Here is a 20,856-nt window from a genome sequence, read left to right as displayed (position 1 = left end):
ATTATGCTTAACTCACGTCCGCGCCTAACTATTTCAATTCTTGATACAAAACGAATCACCCCAGTTCATTGGGATGGCTACCAATCCTTCCCCACTATTACTGCGGTAAATGATGAGTTGCTTGTGGGGTTTCGAAGGGCTGTCAATATCGGTCCGGATATGCGTGGAGTAATGGACCACGGCATGGCCGGAGATATTTATACGACCCGCAGTAAAGATAGTGGCTGGAATTTCAGCACCCCCAGGATCATTATTAACCATGCTGAGAATAGAACAAATGAACATGATGCCTTGATCACTGCGCTCGATGAAAAAAGAGTGGCTCTTATCACCCGCTCATATACCACCGAGCTGCATCAAAATTATTTTTCCCTTTCCGATGATGCAGGTAACACCTTTGCTGAGCGTAAGCCGCTAAATGTTCCCCCCGGAGCATGGGCTTCATTTGGTCATCTAATACCTGCACTTGACGGAAAAACCTATATCGGAACATTTTACAACGGACCGGGCTGCGGAACATTCCGGCTGGACCCGAATAGTCTGGAAATATCTCATCAGGCGCTGATCTTTAAATTCAGCCAGGGATACCGGCTTAACGAAACGTCCATTACCCGCCTTGAATCAGGCAGAATACTGGCAGTTATCAGGCAGCAACCAGTTTACGAAGGACTTTTTCAATCATACTCGGATGATGATGGGTTAACATGGAGTAATCCCCGTCCAATCGGGCTTTATGGTGAGGCCCCATCAATCAAGGTCCTTCCAGACCAGAGTGTTTTGATGATCTATCGCGGAATGATACGTAAAAGCCGCAAGTGCCGTGTGGCACTTTCAATTTCACGCGATCACGGCGAAACATGGAGCCATGCGCAGACACTTGCGTGGTATAAAGGAGGCAGATTCCATGGAGGGTATGGAGATCTGGCACTCAACTCCAAAGGACAGGTCGTCGCTGTTTATTATATTTCACGAAAATACGAAGCTCCTACGGTAGAGCGAATGGTATTCAGCATTAAATAGTCTGCTCGACATATAGACGGAAAATCACCCGTTTCTGATATATTTTAAAGGCCTGAGACCATCCTCTGGATCAGCTCTCCAGTCTCTATCCGAAAGTTCTACATCTGCAGGAACTTTATCCCCATAACCATCGCAGGCCATCCCGATGCGAACACTCTTAATCACTCTTTCCATCTCTTCCGGCAGCCAGCAATGTCCTGCTGAGAATTCAGCTCCTGTTTCATCCAGATCAAGATGAAACTCAATCATATCAGCATCAAACTTATGGACTGCACGCTGGATGACTCCTTCCTGAACTGTATGATCAGACCAGCCAACTCTGCAACCGAATTCGCTGCGGAGCCTATTCATGGCTGCTAAATTAGCCTGTGCAGCAGGCACAGGATATCCGGAAACGCAATGAAGCAAAGTAAGTTCCTTGCACCCTGCAGATTGTAATGCGGAAACTGCGCCGGAAATTTCATCCATAGCAGCCATTCCAGTAGAGAGGACAACCGGTTTGCCTGTTGCTGCGCAAGCCTCAAGTAAATCAGTCCAAAGCAGCTCATATGATGCAATTTTATAAAATTCCACATACGGAGCCAGCAGGGCAACAGCATCCAGATAAAAAGGAGTACAGGAAAATGCAATTCCGACTTCCTTACACCTCTTTGAAATTTCAGGAATAAAATATTCAGGTAACTCCCATTTTTTTCTGGCACGATGTTCAGGGCTTTTTGCCAATATCTCAGGAGCAAACAGCTCATCGATTTTGAACAATTGAAACTTAACTGCGTCACAACCTATTTTAGCTGAATACTCAATAAAGTTGTAACACCGCTTTAAATCGCATGAATGGTTGCTAGACACTTCTGATACAAAAAATGGAACTTTCATCACAACATTCCTTTCGTAAACTTTAACTTTTGAAGAAAGAGCTTAATCAGATAATTATTGTTTTTTCCTTGTCAGCCCATTTTTCGACAATTTTTAAAAAATTATCAAGCGCCGCAAACGACTCACCCTTTCTATAAATTACGTGCAATTCAAGTGTCGGATAATCGCCGGTCATTTTCTTAAAGAAAACTCCCTGCTGATTTCTGCGAGCCAGGCTTTCAGGTACGATGGAAATGCCAATTTGTGCAGCTGCCAAGGCCAACGCTGCTGCTTTGGTTCCAGCCTCCTGAACAATATTAGGGATAAATCCGCAATCATTAAAGACTCTCATCCACTCATCGTAAAGCAGAGGCTGGCTCTCACGTGGAAAAAAAATCAAAGGTTCACCGGACAGCTCCGATACATCTACACTCTTCTGCTCTGAAAATTTATGCCCCGTAGGTAAAACCAATGCATATGATTCCTTGTGGAACATAATACTCTCAAGATCACTGACATCGTGCTGAAACAAACGGACAATCCCTGCATCTATAGTTCCAGTACGGACAGCTTTAAGCTGATCATTAGTGAACATTTCATTTAAAACAAACTGCACCCCCGGATAAGCAGTTTTGTACTCCCTCACAATATCAGCAAAAGTCGTTTCCAGAGACGGGCCTATATAACCAAGGCTCAACCGTCCTCCTTCACCCGTAATAAAAGCTTCAAGATTATCTTGAGCCCGTTCAATTGAGCGTAATACCGTCCTTGCATCTTCAAGAAATGATTTCCCCGCAGCTGTAAGCTCTACAGAGCGTTTATTACGCTTAAACAACTTAACCCCAAGCTCATCCTCAAACTTCATTATCTGCTGACTGAGCGGAGGCTGAGAGATATACAGTCGTTTGGCAGCACGGCCAAAATGCAACTCTTCAGCAACCGCCACAAAATATTTCAGTTGTCTAGTTTCCATGGCAGTAATATCTACTAGATATTACTGCCATAGGAAAGATATATTCGACATATTTATTGCCCATCCATATAAGTCACTCATCATCTTTCAACAATTAACTCACGGAGAACAGATAATGACTGACACCTTAAATTTTCAGACTCTCGGTAACAGCAGTATTAAAATCAGCAAAATAGGACTTGGATGCATGGGCCTCAGCGAATTTTATGGTCAGCCAGCTACAGAGAGTGAGGCATCTACACTGATACATCATGCCCTCGATCATGGAGTAAATTTCTTTGATACCGCAGATATGTACGGAGGAGGGCACAACGAAAAACTTCTGGCTACAGCCCTTAAAGGAAGAAGAGATCAGGCAGTAATTGCAACTAAATTCGGGATTGTGCGTGAAGGAAATGAATATTCACGAGAAATATGCGGTAAGCCTGAATACGTCCGTAAGTCCTGCCATGACAGTCTTCGCAGACTCGGAATAGATTGCATTGATTTATATTACATTCACCGTATAGACGTTAACACTCCGATTGAAGAAACTATCGGTGAAATGTCCAGACTGATTGACGAAGGTAAAATCAAAACCATTGGTCTTTCCGAAGCCTCTGCAGCCACTCTTCGTAGAGCTCACGCAGTTCATCCTGTTTCAGCCTTGCAATCAGAATATTCCATGCTGACTCGCGACCCTGAAGAAGAAATGCTCCCGCTGACAAAAGAGCTGGGCATTACTTTTGTTCCATACAGTCCTATCTGCAGAGGACTTTTAAGTACCAGCAAAATAGCAGAAAATGATCCGAATGATGTAAGAAAATTTCTTCCCCGTTTTCAGGATGGAGCATACGAAAATAACAAAAACATAGCGACCCAACTTTCTACAGTAGCAGAACGCAAGAAATGTTCACTTGCTCAGCTTTCGCTGGCATGGGTGCTGGCACAGGGCGATAATATTATTCCCATTCCAGGTACAACCAAGATTAAAAATCTGGACTCAAATATCAATGCTCAGCAAGTGGAGCTAAACCGAATGGATCTTGCTGAAATAGATAGCATCCTGAATCAGAATGAAGTGAAAGGTGAACGGTATACAGCCGAAGGGATGAAAGGAGTCAGTGCATAACGACCACAGTCGCTTGAATTTTATAATGACAGAAGGCTCTGGAGAGCCTTCTGTCATTATATTCTTTACTTGATGTTTATTGCTTAACGAGAGTTAACAACATCTTAAACCTTTCTCGGGCTTCAAGACCATGAGCCACATTTGCAGGCATAACAATTGATTCACCTGCTCTGACATTGAAAACTTCATCTGCAATGGTTACTTCAGCAATGCCGTCAAGCACCTGCACCATCGCATCACCGGGAGCGCTGTGAGTGCTGATACCTTCCCCCGCATCAAAAGCAAAAAGAGTCAGCGTAATATTTTTAACCTGCGACAAAGTACGGCTTACAACCTGCCCATCCTGATAAGTAACCATATCAATCAAGTTGATAACTTTATTGTGATCGATATTTTTAATTGTCACATCTTTCAAATTTTTGAGATTTAAGTCAGCCATTTTCACCTCCATAAAACATGGGTAGGTATTTAAAGTCCAAACTGATAATTTCAACCGCTACAGCTTTCTTTTCCCACAAAACCAACATGACAAACATGACATAGGTCAACTAATCTTCTCTTTCAAAAATATAGTAACCAACAGGAATAACCACTAAAGTAAACAGAGTTGAAGCAAACAGCCCGAAGATCAATGCCCAAGCCAATCCAGAGAAAATAGGATCAAGTGTAATCGGCCATGCCCCGAGAGCTGTGGTTGCAGCAGTAAGTACTATCGGCCTTAAGCGCACAGAGCCGGATTTAACAATTGCTTCCTTAAGCTCCATTCCACCAGCCATTGACTTCCGGATAAAATCAATAAGCACCAGAGAATTGCGGATAACAATACCGCCAAGTGCAATCATACCGATCATTCCTGTGGCGGTAAAAAAGACAGGATCTGCCAACGCAGCCCCGACCAGTCCCTGCACTTTTCCTGCACTTATAACATTTAACAACCAGAAGCCGGGCATAATCCCCAGAAGTGTTAACGGAATTGCAGACATGATCAAAAGAGGCATGCCAAATGATCCTGTTTCAACTACAAGCAGAATATAAATTCCCAGCAAAGCTGCAGCAAAAGCAATTCCCAGATCACGGAATACATCAAGCGTAATCTGCCACTCCCCTTCTCCGGCCCAGTCTACCCAGAGAAATGGCGGCAGCGGGTCTTTCTTAAGCTTAGACTGCATATCCAGAATTGCCTCTCCCGGTGCACGCCCTGCCATTTCCGCAAATAAGTAAACTACTCTCTTCAGATTTTTATGATAGATTGGCTGCTCTTGATTAACTTCTACAATCCGGCCCAGCTCTGCCAGCGAAACACTTTTACCCGCAGCAGTACGTACTTTAAGATGAGATAGGGAGGAGACATCCGCTCTGCGGACAAGGGGCAGAATAAGCTTTACAGGCAAAGGGCTACGCTCCCCATGAACATGAACTGTAGCCGGAACCATACCGGATAAAGCCATCTGCAAAGTCTCAACAACCTCACGGGCACTGACCCCATGCAGAGCAGCCTTTTCTTTATCCAATACAAAATCAATCATGATACGGTCAGCTTCAGTTGAATCATCAATATCCACAACACCCGGCTCTGAGTTCATAACCTCGCGGATCTGTTTTGCTCCTTCTACTATCGCTGAATAAGGGCGGTCCTCAGCTCCGTATACTTCAGTTGTAATAGTGGAAATGACAGGAGGTCCGGGCGGAGATTCTACAATTTTTATATTAGCATTATTTCTTTCAGCTACAGCTTCAAGCTCGTGACGCAAACGCAGAACAATGGCATGACTCTGCTCTTTGCGCATAGACTTATCAGCAAGATTAACCCTGATATCTGCCATGTTCCCGCCATTTCGCCAGTAGTAATGACGTACCAGTCCGTTAAAATCCATCGGTGAAGGTTCACCTGTGTAAGTTACGAAATTGGTTACTTCCGGTACCCCGCGCAAAATCTGTTCAAATTCCCGAACCGCCCGATCAGTCTGTTCAAGCGGAGTCCCTTCATCCATATCAATAACAATCTGAAATTCATTTTTATTGTCAAAGGGAAGCATTTTGAGCGGAACAAAACGAAACACAGCAAGGGACATTGAAAAGATCAGTGCAGCCACAATTCCACCTACAAGCAGCCACCGCTTTGGACGTGACTCCAAAAACGGAGTTATCAATGCAGTATAAAACCTTTCAATACGGCTTGGACCTGAGGCAGATTTATCTTTAACTTTGGGTTTAATATTTTTGAGCAGCCGCAAAGCCATCCACGGCACAATCGTCAGAGCACAAAACGTAGAAAACGTTACAGTCAGTGGGACATTTGCAGCCATTGGAGCCATGTACGGCCCCATCATTCCGGTAATAAAAAAAAGCGGAACAAAAGAAACAATAATCGCCAGAGTGGACATAATAACTGGTGGCAAAACTTCGGCCACAGCATCAAGAGTTGCCTCTGCGGCCTTTTTCTTTTTCATAAGAATGTGCCGCTGAATATTATCCACATTGGTAATTGGATCATCCACCACCAGTCCGAGTGAAAGAATCAGAGCGAAAAGAGTCACCCTGTTTATGGTATAACCAAACAGATAGTTAACAAAAAGAGCCAGTGAAAAACTTACAGGGACAGCCAGAGCAACAACTGAAGCCTCACGCCAGCCAAGAGTCAATGCCAGCAGTATTACTACTGTCAGAACAGCAAAGCCCAGAGAACTGAGCAGTTCCCCCACTTTGGCATCAGCTGTTTTACCATAGTTTCTGGTTACTTCCACCTCGATTCCTGCGGGCAGAACAGTTTCCTTAAGATCATCCATCCGCTTAAGAACTGCTTCGGCAACTTTTACTGCATTTGTTCCTTTTTTCTTGGATAAGGAAATTGTCACGGCAGGCCGCGATCCCAATTCAGCATCCTGTCCTGTTTTAGAAAGATACAAACGGGAAAACCCAATGCGCGAATATGAGGAGGGCTCTTCAGGACCGTCAATAACCGTTGCCACGTCACGCAGATAGACAGGACGGGAATTAAACACTCCGACTATTAAATCACGAACATCTGCTGCATTCTCAAGAAACGAATTCGCCGAAACAGTAATTTCACGATTTCCAGCCAAAACTGCGCCGGCAACAGCAGACTGGTCAGCTCCCTTTAGAACGCTAGCAATCTCAACTGGAGAAATATTAAACCCGGCCATGCGCTCAGGCATAAGCTCCACACGAACTTCCCGAGACCGCCCGGAAACTAGTGAAACCCGCGAAAGATCCTCAACTTCCGCAAGACGTGAGGAAAGTTCTTCGGCCACACGACGCAATTCAAAATCAGAAATATCATCTCTGCCATCGGCCGGAAAAAGAGTAAGAGCGACAATAGGAACATCATCAATTTCAATAGGCTTAACAGACCACCCAGAGGCAATACCAGGTGCCAGGTCAGTATTTTTGGTAATTGCATTATGCAGTTTTACAAGAGATTCTTCACGATCCTGTCCCACATAAAAACGAACTGTGACCATGGATGAATCACGCCGAGAAATTGAATACACATATTCAACACCATCAATCTGCCAGAGAATACGTTCCAACGGGGTGGTGATAAGCTTTTCAACCTCTTCCACTCCTGCTCCGGGGGCCTGTACAACTATATCTGCCATAGGAACCACGATTTGCGGTTCCTCTTCACGCGGCGTTAGCTCAATAGCTGCTATCCCCAAAACAATCGAAGCCATGATCAGAATAATCGTCAATTTTGAATGCAGAAAAAAACGTACTGCTGACACGATCATACCGTCAGACGGACTACTGTTTTCAGGCATGCTCATTTTTTGCCCCCACCGATATAACTGGCATTGATACCAACGGTTTCATTTCCAGCAAGACCGGACAGAATCTCGATTTTATCTCCATAAGTTTTCCCGGTTCGCACATAAACCGGTTCCCATATCTTTCCGGTTTTCACCAATACTGTTTCAAGTTGCCCGACTCTGGAGACAGACTTTTGCGGAACCAGTACAGTAGATTTCTCACTCAAAGGAATAAGCAGACGTCCGAACATGCCTGGGTAAAGTCCAGGAATAGCTTTAAGACCTACTTTCACCAGGAATGTGCGGGTCATCGGATCTGCAGACGGAACAACTTCTTCCACAACCCCACGGACGAGTTCACCAAGAGCCTGAATATCAATATCAAGTTCCTGCCCTATCTTGACCCGACCGATCACACCCTCACGCACCAACGCTTCAAGCCGCAAGGACCCACCAGTTTGAATCAGCATCAATGTCTTTCCGGGAAAAGCCAAATCACCTTTTTCAACTGTACGACTGGCAACTTCACCATCTGCAGGAGCTGTTATTATAGAATAGCCGAGACTGATCTCAGCCTCTTCCACACTTTTAAGTGCCTGCTTAACTTTGGCAGATGCTGCATCATACCCATCCTGGGCCTGCGCTAGTCCTGCGCCGGACTTCAAATATTCAGCCTCGGCACGTTCCAACTCATCTTTTGTTGCAACTTTATTATTGAACAGCGTCTTCATACGTTTCCATGTGGATGTGGCAGAATCAGATACTGCCTGAGCTGCGTTAATAGCCTCAGCCGCCTGTCGCTTGGCTGCTTCTGCAGACTTCAGGCCCTGGCGGGCACTTTCAAGGCGGGCACGTAATCCACGACTGTCCAAAACAATGAGTTTATCACCTTTGTGTACCTTAAGACCTGAATGAACCAGAACCTGCATAACTTTAGCTGTAACCTGTGACTCAATTGCAGCTTCGGTTTCAGGACGTACAGTTCCTATAGCCTCATACATAACCGGAGTGGAGACAACTTCTGCTGATATCTTTACATCAGGTTCAACAGAAGTACGGGTTGGTACAACACGACCCTGCTCAATAATCTCTGGGCTGAAAAAACCGGATATCCATAGGACCAACAAGGCTACCGCAGCTCCTAAAATTGCTACCAGAATACATTTTTTATTCATAACACAGCTCCAGAATCTAATTAGCACACAAAATTATGAGCAACATTTATTTAAAAAACATTCAACTACACATTATTATTTCCCCTTATATACAATGGTTACCACCGTGTTTCAAACATAATTAATAGACACAATCCAAAAAATCAGCGGTTTATTTTTTGTTGTCCTGAATTAAGTAAAAAAGTATGAATTTCATCAAGGAGAGATTCGTGCGCAAAATACTAGTCATAACTCGCGGTAAGCAGCAGATGGCAGAGGTTTCTAAGGAGTTCGAGTCCAAGCATACAGTGGTTCACAACTCTGATTTAGAACCATCCTCCTCACCTACTTTCCAAGATGGAATTGATACAGTTGTAATTGATATCAATACATTGATATATCCTTCACTTTCGATAGATCAGGCTCTAAAAGAACTCTGGGAAAAACATCCATCTGCCTCGGTTATAGTCGTTGCGCAAAATGAACAGTCACATCAGGCTGTTGAAGCTGTAAAGGCAGGAGCATTTGATTACCTCACACATCCGGTAGGTAAAGAAGAGCTCGAGCTGGTTATAGATAAAGTACACGAAGCCGACATAAGGCACTCAGAACTGGATTATCTTCGCGACCAGTTCTGGGGTGATGACTATAAAGATGTAGTTAAAACTAAAAGTAAATCAATGCGAGAAGTACTGCGCAAGGTCAAGAAAGTCGCAGCAACAGGCACAACCGTCTTAATTTCCGGTGAAACAGGGACAGGTAAAAATCTTATTGCACGATTAATACACGCCCACAGTGACCGTAAAGACACTCCATTTATAAATATCCATTGTGGGGCTATCCCTGAATCCCTAGTTGAAAGTGAACTCTTCGGTCACGAAAAAGGGGCATTTACAGGGGCCATAAAACGGAAGATGGGAAAATTCGAACTGGCCAACTCCGGAACCATTCTTCTTGACGAGATAGGAACAATATCTTCTACCGTACAAGTTAAACTTCTTGATATTCTTCAGGAGCGCTATGTTCAACGAGTCGGCGGAGAAACATCAATCCCGCTAAATGTCAGAGTCATTGCAGCTACAAATGAAGACCTCTATGAATTAAGCTGTAAAGGGGAATTCAGACGCGACCTTTTCTATCGGCTCAATGTTTTTCCGATAATACTGCCACCACTTCGTGAACGCAAAGAAGATATAATCCATCTGTCTGAAATTTTCATAGCGCAATTCAATACTCAGCTTAATAAAAATATAAAATCAATTACCCCGGAAGCCATTGAAGCCTTTCTGACTTATGACTGGCCGGGCAACGTACGTGAACTTGAAAATATTATTGAAAGAGCCTGCATTCTGGAGACAGGTGACACCCTCACAAGTTCAAGCCTGCCAATTGAATTTTTACATGGTAAAATGACTCCTCTTCCGGATATGATCGACACCACAATCCAGTTGGGACAAGCACGCCAATCAGCAATTGATATCTTTGAATATTCATACCTCACCAAACTTCTTACTGTATCCAGAGGAGTTATCAAAGAGGCATCACGCATGGCAGGCATAACCACCCGACAACTTAATAAGTTAATGAATAAGCATAAACTCGAACGCAATCAGTTCGTAGACGGTAAGAAATAGCAGTTCCTGTCATATCCAGAAAAAGAACTCTCAGTTCTCCCGAATCACTATTCATCAAATATCTCTACATCATGGCTACACTTAATAAAATCGGTATTTTTTTCTCAAGGAAAACCTATTCTGCAGTCTTTGCCGGCTACGAGCTTATTAAACATAAGAACTACTAGTTCCTACAACAGTTTATTCATCTATCATTAAGCCTTTAATATAAGCAAGTTAGCAACGGCATACTCCATGCAATATGGAAAAAATAGTTTGCGCAAATCAAAAATAAAGCGTGAATATTTTTCATAATTAAGTGAGGAGCTTATATGAATTCGTACAGTATTCAAGAAGGATTTGGCGGAAGCAAAGCTGAACCTGAAGTAGAAGTACAGTTAAGACTCAGTATAGGAATAGCCCCGGATGAGATTGATGAAATCCTAGAAATGTCTTCAACCTGCCAAAATCTATCACAAGAGAAGCTCTCTATGCTGGAACAGACGGTGTGGGAGGAAGCATACAATTCAGGTCCTCCTTTATGTACATTTATTAAAGCCCATGCCGTAGACGGAGCAAATCAAAAACTAGTCGGTTTTGCCGTATATAATGAAATCGCAGCAGAAGAATCCTGCTATGAACTTTTCCTGATCGCAGTCCATGAAGATTATAGATCCATTGGAATAGGCGCAGCTCTTATAGATGAAGTTGAGAGACATATTTCAGTAGAAGAAGGAAGCACAGTTTTCTGTGAACTTCCGGAAGATCAAGATTATGAATCGGCAGCTATTTTTCTCAACTTTCTTGGCTACACCCGTCAGACCAGACATTATAAGTTCTTTATTCCCGAACCGGGGAACACTGTATATGCCAAGAGAATAATCTAAACTTTAATTTATAATTTCTGCATGGAGAGAAAAAGTGTCTAACGAAGAATACTCTGACACAATATATGGTCAGGTCATTCCCTTTAACTGTGAACTGGACGAAAGCTATCAATTGGCAATACTGGTTGACAGTGAAGAAGAATATATAGTTGAGCCTGACTCAAAAGGACGCGGTTTGGACGAATATATGGATCGCTGGGTTAAAGCAGATGTTCTTATTGCCGAAAATGATGATGGAATTTTTGTAAAGATACAAGATGTTGAGCCTGAAGATATGGGCTGGCAATATAGTGAAGACAGCTGGTAAAAATTGACATATTCAGGTGCATCAGGACTCGCCATCCCTCCTGCTGCACCTGAATAAATTAAAACTTTTACGACCTCAATATCACAGCATATTTCAACAACAACTCCCCCAATACACATTGGATGAATTAGAATCACAATTGTATTATTCTCAATTTTGAGTAAGAGTGAAACAAATTTCTTTCGCCTAAGCATAATCTGAAGTGGAGATAAATAATGCCGGAAAAGGAGAAACGTTTCAGGCTTCTTTTTGAGAATGCCCCCATGCCTTATCAATCTCTAGATGAATACGGTTATTTTCTAGATGTGAATAACAGATGGCTTGAGATTCTTGGTTATGAGGATAAAAATGAAGTCATCGGCAAATGGTGCGGGGATATCCTGACACCAGAATTTCAAAAACTTTTCGAAAAACGTTTCCCCATATTCAAACATATCTGCATGATTGACGGAGCAGAATTTGATATGATCCGAAAAGACGGATCAATCATAAAAGTTTCTGTTACAGGTAGAATTCAGCATGACGATGATGGCAATTTCATCTGCACCCACTGTATTTTTCAAGATATCACTGAAGAACAAAAAACAACTAAGGCGTTGAAAGAAAGTGAGAAACGCTATCGGCGTCTATCCGATGCGACGTTTGAATCCATTTTCATATCAGAAAAGGGAGTGTGTATTGAGCAGAACTCAGCTGCAGAGCAAATGTTCGGCTACACTCAAGAAGAAGCCATCGGCCGCAATTCTACAGATTGGATTGTCCCTGAAGATCGCCCCACCGTTTTAAAACATATTCTTTCCGGCGATGAATTGGCTTACGAGGTAAATGCTCTTCGTAAGAACGGAACTACTTTTCCATGTGAAATTCAAGGTAGACAAATAAAAATTGAAGATAAAACAATTAGATTCACTGCGCTACGTGATATAACCAACCGCAAAAAAGCTGAAGAAGAATTGCGGGACAGTGAAGAGCGTCACCGTCTGATATTTGAACATTCTCCTTTGGGCATAATCCGTTTTGATAATAAGGGAATAATTATTGACTGTAACAACAAATTTACAGAACTAATGGGTGCCAGCAAAGAAGTAATCTTAGGGTTCAACTCACTTGAAGATGGCCCTAAAAAAATACGTAAGACTCTGAAAAAAGCTTTAAATGGGTGTACCAGCCATTATGTAGATGCCTACACATCAGTAACAGGCGGAAAAACAAGCTATATAAAGGCTCTGTTCAATCCTGTTGATCCTGAGAATATTCCAACCGAAGTAATTGCAACAATTGAGGATATTACTGACCGGAAAATTGTTGAAGACAGACTTGCTGCCAGTGAAGAAAGATTTCGCCTAATGGCAGAAAATGCTCAGGACGTGATTTACCGCTTTTCCTTAGCCGCAGAAAAGTATGAATACATCAGCTCAGCATGTCAAAAAGTCATGGGATACGAACCGGAAGATTTTTATGCAGACTACACCCTCATGATAAAGATTGTTAATGAACCATGGCAATCACTGATACAGAAAAACTGGCCCAACTTGATGAAAGGAGTTATTTCACCGGTCGTTGAGTACAAAATTACGCACAAGTCAGGCGAAATCAAATGGATGCAGCAGACAAATATTCTCCTCACTGATTCAGGCGGAAAAGCCATCGCTATAGAAGGAATTGTCCGAGATATTACTGACCTGAAAAGTGCTTTGGAAAAAGTTGAGCTTGAAAAAGCCCGAGCCGAATCTGCAAGCAATACAAAGTCAGAATTTCTTGCCAACATGAGCCACGAAATTCGAACTCCACTAAACGGCATCATGGGTATGCTGCAACTGTTGCAGGCTGATAATCTATCACAGAAACAAATAGAATATATAACCGCAGCCATGCAGGCATCCAAACGGTTGAACAATGTCCTTTCTGACATTTTAGATTTAGCAAGGGTCGAAGCAGGAAAACTCTCTATTCAGAATACTGGATTCAATCCGCTTAAGACCATGCAGCATATATATGATATGTTCAGAGTAACCGCACAGCACTCCGGTTTGAAATTGAACCTTGAGATTGCCCCGGACGTTCCTGAAAAGATCATTGGTGATGACCTGAGGTTACAGCAGATATTAAGTAATATAGTTGGAAATGCTTTAAAATTTACAGAAAAAGGCAGCGTTACTATCAGCGCTCAAAAAATACACATCAACCAGCCGGACAAAACGTCTATTCTGTTCATCGTATCCGATACAGGAGCAGGAATCCCCGATGAGCAGCTAAACAAACTTTTTGAATCATTTACACAGGCAAGTGAAGGATATACGCGTGAGCATCAGGGAGTAGGGCTAGGCCTTGCAATATGCAAGCAGCTCGTAACCCTTATGAACGGGAGTATATCTATTGAAAGCCGTATGGGAGAAGGAAGTTCTTTTTATATTTCAATCCCTTTTACAAATTCACCCACAGCTTCAATAAGCAGTAAGAAGAAAGAAATACCAAAAAAAGCACTCCCTCTATCCGGCTACAAAATACTTGTTGCCGAAGACGAAAGAATAAACAGACTTTATACAAAACGATATCTTGAATCCATGGGCTGCGATGTTGAAACAGCTGAAAACGGTCAGCAGGCATTGGGCTTACTAAGCTACAAGGACTTTGATTTAGTCCTTATGGATGTACAAATGCCTGTTATGAACGGAGTGGAAGCAACTAAGGCGATCCGTAAAGGAGAAGCCGGGGCACACAACAAACGCATACCTATTATTGCTATTACTGCATACGCTATGGAAAATGATAAAAACAATTTTATGCAATCTGGAATGGATGATTACATTGCCAAACCTGTAGAGCAGGAAAAACTGCACGAGGTGATCAGTTCAAATGTTCTCAATAAACGAAAAGAAAACCACTCCACTCTGCCACCGAAATGATAGAGAGAGTGGCGTTCTATAACGAACTAGAAGGTAATTATTTTATATCCTTTCTCAATGTAATCTGACATTGCCGGGTGTCCAGACATTTCACCAATAAGAGGGATTCCGGATTTTTCCACATCTTCTTTCACTTGAAGTTTAACGGAACAGGCTTTACACGCTCCGTCAAAAAGTCCCTGTGACTTGGCCTTCATATACAATTTATGAAAAGGACAGTCCTTCTTCTCCAGTTCAGGGATAAGAGCAACTGAAGCTCCTTCAAATACGATGGATACTTTCATACCTTTTTCAGCCATATCAAGTCCGTTCAGAAGAACGTGAACGAAGCACATAAGTTCACCATTAAAGGCATAGAGGCAATACATGAGTTAAACTCCATTTTTTTAAAACATTAACTGATTCCTGAATATAGAAAGGTTATCAATATAATAGACTGAATACAGTATTAATTACACCAGAGTAAATATCTATGCAAGAAAGTGAAAGCTGGTAAGGTAAAAGAAAACAGTCACGATCAAATCCAATCATTGCTGCAGCCTAATATTTTGAAATAATACAGAGCAGCAGATGCGTCAGGCTTGGTAAACTACATTTTATAATATCTTCCAGTTGACTTTTCAAATTTTCCAATATTATTTATCATCATCAAAACATATTGGAGGAAATATGCTTACCAAAATCGCTTCCGCAATCATAATTGCGACAATCATGGTTTCTTCTCTAGGCTGTGCCAAAATGGGCAAAGCAACAGGTCAGGCTATTAAAGAAGTAAAAGAGATGCCTGGAGAATTTCATAAAGGATATCAAGAAGGAAGAAATACTGACGAAGATGCCATATAACTATATCGGACCAAAGATATCTATTAATGATTTATAGAAAAAAACAACTATAAATATTAATTCCTATCTAAAGATATGGGCAGGATTATTTTGAAGTATTAGATTATTCAGAATCTATCACTTTTTAGTCTTCATGCAGACTAAAAAACTACACAACAGGGACTATCAATTTAAAATGTCAAAAATTGCATTAATTACTGGCGCAAGCAAAGGTATAGGTGCAGCTATTGCCGTGCAACTTGCTGAAGACGGCTATGATATCTGGCTTAACTACCGAAGTGATGATGCAGGAGCACATAAAACAGCAGAACAAATAAAGCAGCACGGACAGCAATGCACTCTGCTTAAATTTGACGTTACAGATGAAAAAGCTGTTGAAGAGAATCTAAGTTCTCTTCTTGAAAAAAAAGTTCCTTATATCGTTGTAAATAATGCCGGATTTACTCGCGACTCCATTATGATGATGATGGATAGTTCTGACTGGAACAAAGTTCTGCAGGTTCATCTGACCGGTTTTTTTAATGTAACTAAACCGGTTGTATCCAGAATGCTGCGCAAAAGAACCGGGCGGATTATAAACATTGCTTCAACCTCTGGCGAAACCGGAGTTGCCGGTCAAACAAACTACTGTGCTGCCAAGGCAGGACTCATAGGAGCTACAAAATCTCTGGCAATGGAAGTTGCAAAACGCAATATTCTAGTCAACGCAGTCACTCCCGGCTTCATAGATACCGACATGTTAAGTGAGCTTCCAGTTGATGAAATCAAAAATACTATCCCGCTCAAAAGGCTTGGCACCCCTAAGGAAGTGGCTGGAGTTGTATCCTTTTTATGCTCAGACAAAGCCAGCTACATAACAGGTCAGACTATAGCTGTTAACGGCGGCATTTATACATAATACTCACAAGCAAATCTATCAACATGCGCCCATACCATCATCCAGCTTTTTTTAATAATCGGCTGCATATCCAAAATCTAATTAACTGATTACAAGGTTATTATTTCATGCAGTAAACAGATTCTTGGTATGCCTTCTTAATATACAAAAAAAGAATATATTTTATATAGTCTTCGACCTCTTAAAAAGGCTGAGTGGTGAGACTTAACTGAGATTTCAGGAGTTCTTTTGTTTAAAGTTGCAATTACTGGCATTGGTGCCATTTCGGTTTTAGGATCATCCCGCGCGGATATCAGCAACTCTCTAAAAAAAGGAAGTTCGGGCATCATTGTCGATGCGCATCGGATTACAATGGGCTTTGAAAGTCCACTGACTGGTGTAATTACAGGCTTTAATCCCAAAGAATGGCTAAGCAGAAAACAGCTTAAAACTATGCCTGATCACGCCGTTCAAGCCTATGCCGCTGCTTTTCAGGCACTTGATCAGTCAGGTCTGAGTATTGAAGATTTGCAAAACGATGAATCAGGTCTGATTTTCGGTTGCGACTCCAGTTGCATCGCAGCTCTTGATCAGGTGGAGTTACTGAAAGAACGAGGACAGACTTCTCTTATTGGCAGCGGCGCTGTTTTTCGCTCTATGACCTCCTGTATTACAATGAACCTGAATACACTTTTCAAAACCCGTGGGGCTGCATGGACCATCAGTTCTGCCTGCTCCAGCGGAGGTCACGCTGTAGGACAGGGATTCAGCCTTATTTCATCTGGTCAGCAGGAAAGAGTTATCTGTGGTGGAGCACAGGAAATCAACTGGCAATCCATGTGCAGCTTTGACGGTCTTGGTGCTTTTTCATGTAAAACGGATCTTCCGCAGCAGGCCAGCCGCCCTTTTGATAAAGATCGTGACGGCCTTGTCCCCAGCGGGGGAGCGGCTGCAATTGTACTCGAGAGATATGATCTCGCCAAAGAACGTGGTGCTGAAATTCTGGGAACGGTTTCAGGTTATGGTTTTTCGTCTGATGGTGAACATATTTCTGTCCCCGGCAAGACAGGGCTGGCCCGTGCAGGAGCCAAAGCAATTAAGCAGGCAGGACTTGCAGCCAGTGATATAGACTACATATGTGCACACGCCACAGCGACGCCAGCTGGAGATGCCGCTGAAGCTGAAAATATCCGAAGATTATTTAGTGATAGTAATCCCAGAATTTCTTCAACCAAATCCATGACAGGACACGAACTATGGATGTCCGGAGCAAGTCAGGTTGTATATACAGTGCTCATGAATCAGGGGGGATTCATTGCTCCCAACATCAACTATAAAGATGGCGGCAGCGATGCGGCTGGACTGAACATCGTGTCAGAAACGATCTTTGAACCACCACGTAATGCACTGCTGAACTCAGCCGGGTTCGGCGGAACCAATTCATGCCTGGTACTAAAATTTTGATGAATAAATATGAGCATATAGTTGTTGGCGGTGGAATTTCAGGCATGACTGCGGCAATCCTTCTAGCTCGCAGCGGAGGAAAAGTTGCACTTGTAGAAGCATTCCCCACACTGGCTCCGACAATCAGAGGTTTTAATCGTCATGGAATGCACTTTGATACGGGAGTACATCTACTTGGCGGACTTGGAGACAACCACCCTCTTGACGTATATTTCAAACATCTCGGCCTTTCTGAAAACCTTACTAAAATTCCATTTAATCAAAATGGCTATGACTGCTTCAGATTTGAGCACAACGAAAAACAAATCAACATTCCATTCGGATATGATAACCTGAAGAAAACTTTACACTCAGCTTTTCCTGCAGAAAAAGAAGCCATAGACTGTTATCTTGCTAAAATTAAAGAAACTTTTAATCTTTCACCTTTTCTAAATTTTAATCGCAATTTCTCTATTAAATCTATCACGCATGCAGAAACAGAAACGTTACAAAGTTTTCTGGATTCAATTATAGACAATGAAGATTTGAAAAGGCTGCTATGTTACCACACGCTGCTCTACGGCACTCCTCCGGATGAAGCCATGCTTTCAACCCATGCTCTGGTTGCCGGATCATATTTTATGTCGGCCCATTCCATTGAAGGTGGAGGTAGAGCAATTGCTAGAGCTTTCCAGAAGGTACTTGCAGACTCAGGAGTAGATATTCTAACGGGAAGTTCCGTCAGTAAAATCAATCATAATTCCAATAGGGAGTTTGAAGGTCTTCAGTTTTCAGATGGAACAACCATAAAGGCTGAGTCCTGCATATGGACCGCTCACCCAAGGACAATGGTCAGCTGTGCTGCAGAAGGAGCCTTCCGCCCGATTTTTAAACGCAGAATTAATGATCTGTCAGAGACAACATCTGCTCTCATTCTTTTTGGAATTGCTCAGCCTCCCACCGAGAGCCTTAACAGGAAAAATATTTTTCTCTGGCCTGATGGAAATTACTCCGAGATACTGAGAGGCAAAGCAACTATAAAACAAAGCGCTATTTTTATTTCAGCAGGACAAACAACGCAACCAAACAGCAAGCAGGCTGTTACAGCAGTTATGCCTATAAGCTTTGATAAATTTGCAAAATGGGCTGACTCATCGTTAAAAAACAGACCGCCGGATTATAAAAAACTAAAAGATCAGCTCATAAAAGAATTTAAAACTGAATGTTTCCGGCGTTGCCCTGAACTATATGGAAAAGTGGAGTTTGTTGATTGCGCAACTCCGCTTACCTTAAAAGATTACTGTTTAAGTCCTACCGGAAGTTTATACGGGGTCGCTCACACAGCTTCTCAATATAACCCGCTCCCGGTTACCAAGATTAAAGGTCTTTTTATGGCAGGGCAGAGCATCATTGCACCGGGAGTACTCGGGGCTATTGTTTCAGCCTACCTGACATGTGGTATTATTAGCGGACACGATAAAATCCATGAGGAACTGAGATGCATATACAACGGGTAGTAGTTACAGGCATGGGAGCGGTCAGCCCTTATGGATGCGGGATTGAAAATCTATGGAACGGACTTCTTGAAGGACGCAGTGCAATCACCCGTTTAACAGAATTGGAAGGAATAGCAGGACTGCGGCCACGTATCGGAGGCAGAGTTCCAGACTGTGATGCAAGCGCTATTCCCCGCAAATTCAGGCGCACCATGTCAGATCTTTCGATCTTTGCAAGTCTGGCTGCTCTTGAGGCAGTCAAACAAGCCGGGATTACACAGGAGCAACTCACTGACAGGGGCACAGGATTGTCAGTTGGTTCCACTACCGGAAGCGCCAAGATGATGGAACATTTTTTTTCTCACTACATTAATGAGCACTCAATCGAAGGAATCCGGTCAACAGAATTCTTTAAAATCATGAATCACAGTTGTGCGGCTAATTTAGCACAATTTCTGGATATCACAGGAAGGGTGGTTTCAGTCTCAGCAGCATGCTCTACAGGATGCCAGAATATAGGCCTTGCAGCCGAAGCAATTGCCTATGGCAAACAGGATATAATGCTCTGCGGAGGAACAGATGAGCTTCATCCTCTAACTATAGGGACCTTTGATATCCTTGAAGCAGCCTCGATTTCTGGGGAAAAGCATCCTGAAACAGCATCACGGCCCTTTGACTCCAAGCGGGACGGTATTGTCTGCTCTGAAGGAGCCGGTATCATCGTTCTTGAAAACTATGACTCAGCCCGAAAACGCGGAGCTGAAATTCTGGCAGAGATAAGCGGCTTTGCTTCCCTTTGTGACAGCAGTAATATGGCCTCCCCAAGCCAGAAGGCAATTGGCAGATGCATGCAGGAAGCAATAAGTGAGAGCTGTATTTCAGTAGATAAAATCGACTATATAAATGCCCATGCGACAGGAACGCTGCAAGGAGATGCCTCAGAAGCACAAGCAATTTCTACAGAATTGGATTCGAAGGCACCTGTAAGCAGTCTCAAAGGCCATCTCGGGCATACCATGGCAGCCAGTGGCGCAATTGAAACAATCGCGACAATACAAATGATGCAGGAAGAAACAATAATTCCAACAGCTAATCTACGTAATCCCGATCCACTTTGCGCATCAATAAACAACACCTTGCAATTAGAAAGAAGAAAAATTACATATGCGCTGAAGAACAACTTTGCCCTTGGGGGCATTAATACATCACTTGTTCTTAGGAGAATAAATGACTGATCAGGAAATAATTGAGCGTATTAATAAATCTCTTGCCGAAGAATTTGAACTGGACATGCCTGAAATGGTACCAGAGGCTATTTTCAAAGACGACCTTGATCTGGACAGCCTCGACGCCGTAGACATGGTTATTGTTCTCGAGCAGGAATTCGAAATCAAAATAAAAAAAGACGAAGCATTTAAATCAATCCGTACACTTGGTGACCTACATACTTTTATTCTTAACAAAAAAAATCAGGGCAGCTAAACATAGAAGCCCAAGTTCTCTAAACATTTGATGTCTTCATACTTAAAACTGTTCTGGATAAATGCCGGAATATATATCAGCCTTGTTTGCGGAACAATTATCAGTTTAGTACTCTCGCC

The 20,856-nt window shown here is 42.6% G+C and carries 18 protein-coding genes; 12 read left to right on the top strand and 6 right to left on the bottom strand.

All coding sequences use genetic code 11. The features are described 5' to 3' along the window. Positions 1 to 3: 3 nt before the first annotated feature. Entirely contained in the window at positions 4 to 1,020 is a 1,017-nt protein-coding gene (locus H589_RS0116780; RefSeq protein WP_027723093.1) for a sialidase family protein, read from the top strand. 24 nt (positions 1,021 to 1,044) lie between these two features. Here H589_RS0116780 and H589_RS0116775 read toward each other — a convergent pair whose 3' ends face one another. Both H589_RS0116775 and H589_RS0116770 read right to left on the bottom strand, forming a co-directional pair. After that, complete coding sequence (locus H589_RS0116775; RefSeq protein WP_027723092.1) at positions 1,045 to 1,896, bottom strand: N-acetylneuraminate synthase family protein; 852 nt, start codon at positions 1,894 to 1,896, stop codon at positions 1,045 to 1,047. Positions 1,897 to 1,942: 46 nt separating this feature from the next. Continuing rightward, on the bottom strand, positions 1,943 to 2,848 hold the full coding sequence (locus H589_RS0116770) for a LysR substrate-binding domain-containing protein (RefSeq protein ID WP_035076534.1): 906 nt from the start codon (positions 2,846 to 2,848) through the stop codon (positions 1,943 to 1,945). A 115-nt stretch (positions 2,849 to 2,963) separates the two neighbouring features. Here H589_RS0116770 and H589_RS0116765 point away from each other — a divergent pair, with 115 nt between their 5' ends. Continuing rightward, positions 2,964 to 3,959: an aldo/keto reductase gene (locus H589_RS0116765; protein ID WP_027723090.1), complete on the top strand. Its 996-nt coding sequence runs from the start codon at positions 2,964 to 2,966 to the stop codon at positions 3,957 to 3,959. Between the two features lie 76 nt (positions 3,960 to 4,035). Here the strand turns inward: H589_RS0116765 and H589_RS0116760 are convergent, their stop codons facing one another. The 3 genes from H589_RS0116760 to H589_RS0116745 all read right to left on the bottom strand — a co-directional run bounded on the left by H589_RS0116760 (position 4,036) and on the right by H589_RS0116745 (position 8,904). Further along, entirely contained in the window at positions 4,036 to 4,398 is a 363-nt protein-coding gene (locus H589_RS0116760; RefSeq protein WP_051249800.1) for a cupin domain-containing protein, read from the bottom strand. Positions 4,399 to 4,507: 109 nt separating this feature from the next. After that, positions 4,508 to 7,741: an efflux RND transporter permease subunit gene (locus tag H589_RS0116750; protein ID WP_035076612.1), complete on the bottom strand. Its 3,234-nt coding sequence runs from the start codon at positions 7,739 to 7,741 to the stop codon at positions 4,508 to 4,510. A 2-nt stretch (positions 7,742 to 7,743) separates the two neighbouring features. Further along, a complete protein-coding gene (locus H589_RS0116745; protein ID WP_027723087.1) occupies positions 7,744 to 8,904 on the bottom strand; it encodes an efflux RND transporter periplasmic adaptor subunit in 1,161 nt (386 codons plus the stop codon). 209 nt (positions 8,905 to 9,113) lie between these two features. On the opposite strand from H589_RS0116745, the gene H589_RS0116740 reads away from it, so the two are divergent. The 4 genes from H589_RS0116740 (at position 9,114) to H589_RS20035 (ending at position 14,596) form a co-directional block, all read left to right on the top strand. Next, positions 9,114 to 10,517 (top strand): sigma-54-dependent transcriptional regulator, encoded by a 1,404-nt coding sequence (locus H589_RS0116740; protein ID WP_027723086.1) that lies wholly within the window; start codon positions 9,114 to 9,116, stop codon positions 10,515 to 10,517. A gap of 311 nt (positions 10,518 to 10,828) precedes the next feature. After that, a complete protein-coding gene (locus H589_RS0116735; protein WP_027723085.1) occupies positions 10,829 to 11,383 on the top strand; it encodes a GNAT family N-acetyltransferase in 555 nt (184 codons plus the stop codon). 34 nt (positions 11,384 to 11,417) lie between these two features. Next, complete coding sequence (locus tag H589_RS0116730) at positions 11,418 to 11,690, top strand: hypothetical protein (protein WP_027723084.1); 273 nt, start codon at positions 11,418 to 11,420, stop codon at positions 11,688 to 11,690. A gap of 215 nt (positions 11,691 to 11,905) precedes the next feature. Next, positions 11,906 to 14,596 carry a PAS domain-containing hybrid sensor histidine kinase/response regulator gene (locus H589_RS20035; protein ID WP_051249799.1) on the top strand — a complete coding sequence of 897 codons (2,691 nt, stop codon included), beginning with the start codon at positions 11,906 to 11,908 and terminating at the stop codon, positions 14,594 to 14,596. A 26-nt stretch (positions 14,597 to 14,622) separates the two neighbouring features. On the opposite strand, the gene H589_RS0116720 is transcribed toward H589_RS20035, so the two are convergent. Further along, the gene (locus tag H589_RS0116720) at positions 14,623 to 14,964 is read right to left on the bottom strand and encodes a DsrE family protein (RefSeq protein WP_027723083.1); all 342 of its coding nucleotides are present in this window, start codon (positions 14,962 to 14,964) and stop codon (positions 14,623 to 14,625) included. 301 nt (positions 14,965 to 15,265) lie between these two features. Here H589_RS0116720 and H589_RS20970 point away from each other — a divergent pair, with 301 nt between their 5' ends. The 6 genes from H589_RS20970 (at position 15,266) to H589_RS0116690 (ending at position 20,737) form a co-directional block, all read left to right on the top strand. Next, the gene (locus H589_RS20970) at positions 15,266 to 15,439 is read left to right on the top strand and encodes a hypothetical protein (protein WP_169433131.1); all 174 of its coding nucleotides are present in this window, start codon (positions 15,266 to 15,268) and stop codon (positions 15,437 to 15,439) included. A gap of 175 nt (positions 15,440 to 15,614) precedes the next feature. After that, positions 15,615 to 16,337: a 3-oxoacyl-ACP reductase FabG gene (gene fabG, locus H589_RS0116710; protein WP_027723082.1), complete on the top strand. Its 723-nt coding sequence runs from the start codon at positions 15,615 to 15,617 to the stop codon at positions 16,335 to 16,337. Between the two features lie 228 nt (positions 16,338 to 16,565). Further along, on the top strand, positions 16,566 to 17,780 hold the full coding sequence (locus tag H589_RS0116705; RefSeq protein ID WP_027723081.1) for a beta-ketoacyl-[acyl-carrier-protein] synthase family protein: 1,215 nt from the start codon (positions 16,566 to 16,568) through the stop codon (positions 17,778 to 17,780). Next, positions 17,759 to 19,276: a phytoene desaturase family protein gene (locus H589_RS0116700; protein WP_245577190.1), complete on the top strand. Its 1,518-nt coding sequence runs from the start codon at positions 17,759 to 17,761 to the stop codon at positions 19,274 to 19,276. Before H589_RS0116705 ends, H589_RS0116700 begins: the two co-directional genes overlap by 22 nt. After that, positions 19,258 to 20,490, top strand: a complete 1,233-nt coding sequence (locus H589_RS0116695; protein WP_027723079.1) for a beta-ketoacyl-[acyl-carrier-protein] synthase family protein — start codon at positions 19,258 to 19,260, stop codon at positions 20,488 to 20,490. Before H589_RS0116700 ends, H589_RS0116695 begins: the two co-directional genes overlap by 19 nt. Next, complete coding sequence (locus H589_RS0116690) at positions 20,483 to 20,737, top strand: phosphopantetheine-binding protein (RefSeq protein ID WP_027723078.1); 255 nt, start codon at positions 20,483 to 20,485, stop codon at positions 20,735 to 20,737. The genes H589_RS0116695 and H589_RS0116690 overlap by 8 nt, the downstream gene beginning before the upstream one ends. Positions 20,738 to 20,856 lie beyond the last annotated feature (119 nt).

It is taken from the genome of Maridesulfovibrio zosterae DSM 11974, from assembly GCF_000425265.1.
Classification (GTDB): Bacteria; Desulfobacterota; Desulfovibrionia; order Desulfovibrionales; family Desulfovibrionaceae; genus Maridesulfovibrio; species Maridesulfovibrio zosterae.
Note: the sequence above shows the minus strand (reverse complement) of the source record. Positions and strands in the feature narration are given on the sequence as shown.